This window comes from Thiobacillus sp. 65-1402, from assembly GCF_001897685.1.
Classification (GTDB): Bacteria; Pseudomonadota; Gammaproteobacteria; order Burkholderiales; family Thiobacillaceae; genus Thiobacillus.
Genome location: NZ_MKUG01000023.1, coordinates 1 through 2,909, shown reverse-complemented (window position 1 = coordinate 2,909; position 2,909 = coordinate 1). Strand labels below are relative to the sequence as shown.

3 protein-coding genes are annotated in these 2,909 nt (G+C 68.0%); all 3 read left to right on the top strand.

All coding sequences use genetic code 11. The features are described 5' to 3' along the window. Positions 1–350 precede the first annotated feature (350 nt). Entirely contained in the window at positions 351–812 is a 462-nt protein-coding gene (locus BGO62_RS02115; RefSeq protein WP_296638927.1) for a hypothetical protein, read from the top strand. A gap of 45 nt (positions 813–857) precedes the next feature. Continuing rightward, positions 858–1,070: an SHOCT domain-containing protein gene (locus tag BGO62_RS02110; protein WP_296638926.1), complete on the top strand. Its 213-nt coding sequence runs from the start codon at positions 858–860 to the stop codon at positions 1,068–1,070. 107 nt (positions 1,071–1,177) lie between these two features. Continuing rightward, positions 1,178–2,909, top strand: a 1,732-nt coding sequence (locus BGO62_RS02105) for a copper-translocating P-type ATPase (RefSeq protein WP_296638928.1), incomplete at its 3' end; no start/stop codon positions are given.

Genomic DNA, 2,909 nt, shown 5'->3' with positions numbered 1-2,909 from the left:
GGGAGTGGCTGATAGCGGTTGCACCATTATGCCCCGCCGCGCTGGGTACGTTTGCCGGCGGCGCCTGGCGCCGGCTTGTTGTCGGGATCGGCTCATCTATATTGGAGAAGTGCTGCTGCATGGCACGGGCGGCAGTCGAGGCATGCCGGCACGCCGAACATCGGGCAATGCGCCCATGAAAATCCCGGAATGCACCCCGGTTTTTCGGGTGCCAGCGCGGCCCCGCCGATGAAAGCGGGCGGCGTCGTCGCGCTGCGTGGCCGGCAAGGGCTGGCGCGTTCCGCAGCGAGACTGCGCGCATCCAGTGGCGGCATACGAAATGACCCACATTATTTTTCAAGGAGCCGGACATGAAGGCAATGCAACGCACCACCCTGCTGTTCGCTCTCGCCGCGGCCCTGGCCATGCCGGCCGCAGCGAGAGCCGAGCACGAGCACGGCGATCGCCCGGATGCGGGCGCGGCGCAGTCCCAGGATACGAGCGCGGCCGGCATGGCGTCCCTGCGTGAACGCATGGAGGAAATGCGCCGCACCGAGGACCCCGCCAAACGCATGCAGTTGATGGAGGAGCAGATGTCGCAGATGGACGCCGTGATGAAGGACATGCAGGCGTCCGGGCCCATGGCCGGCAAAAAACCGGGCGGCATGGGCATGATGGGCGGCAGGGATTGCATGGGCATGATGGGCCATGGCATGAAGGGCGGCATGGGGATGTCCGGCGACAGCGACATGATGGCCAAGCGCATGGAAATGATGGAAAAACGCATGGACATGATGCAGCAGATGATGCAGATGAACATGGGCAAACCCTGAGGGTGCACTCCGCCGCCGGTGCGGCTGGGCTGAAGGAGGCGGAATATGCCTGGATTCGAGCACTACGGAATGGGGTGGGGAATGATGCTGGGATGGGTCCTTCCCCTCCTGCTACTTGTTCTGCTCGGCCTGTATGTCGTCCGCGGCCGCGGCGATAAACCGAGGCGCACTGCGCTGGACATTCTGGAAGAGCGTTATGCTCGCGGCGAGATCGATCGCGACGAATTCCTGAAACGGCGCGCCGATCTGATGCAGTAAGCCTGGCCATGGATCACGTCCATCTCCCCGCGGCAGATCCGGGCCGGCAGACCCGTCCGGCGGTGCGGCCCCAGCCGGCGTCCGGGGAAACGGTCTACACCTGCCCGATGCATCCGGAAATCCGCCAGCCGGCGCCCGGCGTGTGCCCCAAGTGCGGGATGGCCCTGGAGCCGCTGCAGCCTGCCGTCGAGGACGAGGAAAATCCGGAACTGAAGGATTTTCGCCGCCGTTTCCGGTGGACGCTGCCGCTGACCGCGGCAGTGACGATTCTGGCAATGGCCGGCCACCGCCTGGCATTGCCGGGGTTGCAATACCAGAACTGGATCGAGCTGGTTCTGGCGTCACCCGTCGTCCTGTGGGCGGGCTGGCCGTTCTTCGTGCGCGGCATCCGCTCGGTGGCGACGCGCAATCCCAACATGTGGACCCTGATCGGCGCGGGCACCGCTTCCGCCTATCTCTACAGCGTGGCGGCGACGCTGGCGCCGCAGGTCTTTCCGGCTTCCTTCGTGTCCCACGACGGCCGGGTCGGCGTGTATTTCGAAGCCGCGGCGGTGATCGTGTCGCTGACCCTGCTGGGTCAGATACTCGAACTGCGCGCGCGCGCCCAGACCTCGGCGGCGATCAAGTCCCTGCTCGGCCTGGCGCCGAAGACGGCGCGGCGCATCGGGGCCGACGGCAGCGAGGAGGATGTCCCGCTGGCGCACGTCCATATCGGCGACCGGCTGCGGGTGCGGCCGGGCGAGAAGGTGCCGGTGGACGGCGCGGTCGAGGAAGGCGAGAGCGCGGTGGACGAATCCATGCTGACCGGCGAGCCGATTCCGGTGTCCAAGCGGGCCGGCGACGCGCTGATCGGGGCGACGATCAACACCAGCGGCAGCCTCGTCATGCGCGCCGAGAAAATCGGCGCGGACACCGTGCTGTCGCAGATCGTGCAGATGGTGTCGCAGGCCCAGCGTTCGCGCGCGCCGATGCAGCGGCTGGCGGACGGCGTGGCGGGCTACTTCGTGGTGGTGGTCATGCTCATTGCCGCGGCGTCGTTCTTCGGTTGGGGGTTTTTCGGCCCCGAGCCGAGCTGGGTGTATGGCCTCATCAATGCCGTGTCGGTGCTGATCATCGCCTGCCCCTGTGCGCTCGGGCTGGCGACCCCGATGTCGATCATGGTGGCCACCGGCAAGGCGGCCACCGCCGGCGTGCTGTTCCGCGATGCCGCCGCCATCGAACAGTTGCGCGCCATCGATACCCTCATCGTCGACAAGACCGGCACCCTCACCGAAGGCCGGCCGGCCTACCATGCTGCGGTGGCGGCAGCGGGCTACACGGCGGACGAGGTGTTGCGCATCGCCGCCAGCCTCGACCAGGGCAGCGAGCATCCCCTGGCGCATGCCATTGTCGCGGAAGCGCGGCGGCGCCAGCTGGCGCTCGACAGGCCCGATGCATTCGAGTCGGCGTCCGGCATCGGCGTGCGCGGGCAGGTGGCGGGCAGGGCGGTCGCCCTCGGCAACACGGCGCTGATGGAGGATGAAAAAATCGACTGGCACGCGCTGGCGGAGCGGGCCGAGGCGCTGCGCGTGGAAGGCGCGAGCGTCATGTTTCTGGCAGTCGACCGGCAGCTGGCCGGTCTCGTCGCCGTCTCCGACCCGCTCAAGGCCGCGACGCCGGAGGCGCTGGCGGGACTGCAGGCGGCCGGCATCCGGGTGATCATGGCGACCGGCGACGGGCTGACCACCGCCCGCGCGGTGGCGTCCCGCCTCGGCATCGACGAGGTGTACGGCGAAGTGAAGCCGCGCGACAAGGTCGCGCTGGTGGATCGCCTGCAGCGGGAAGGGCGCAAAGTGGCCA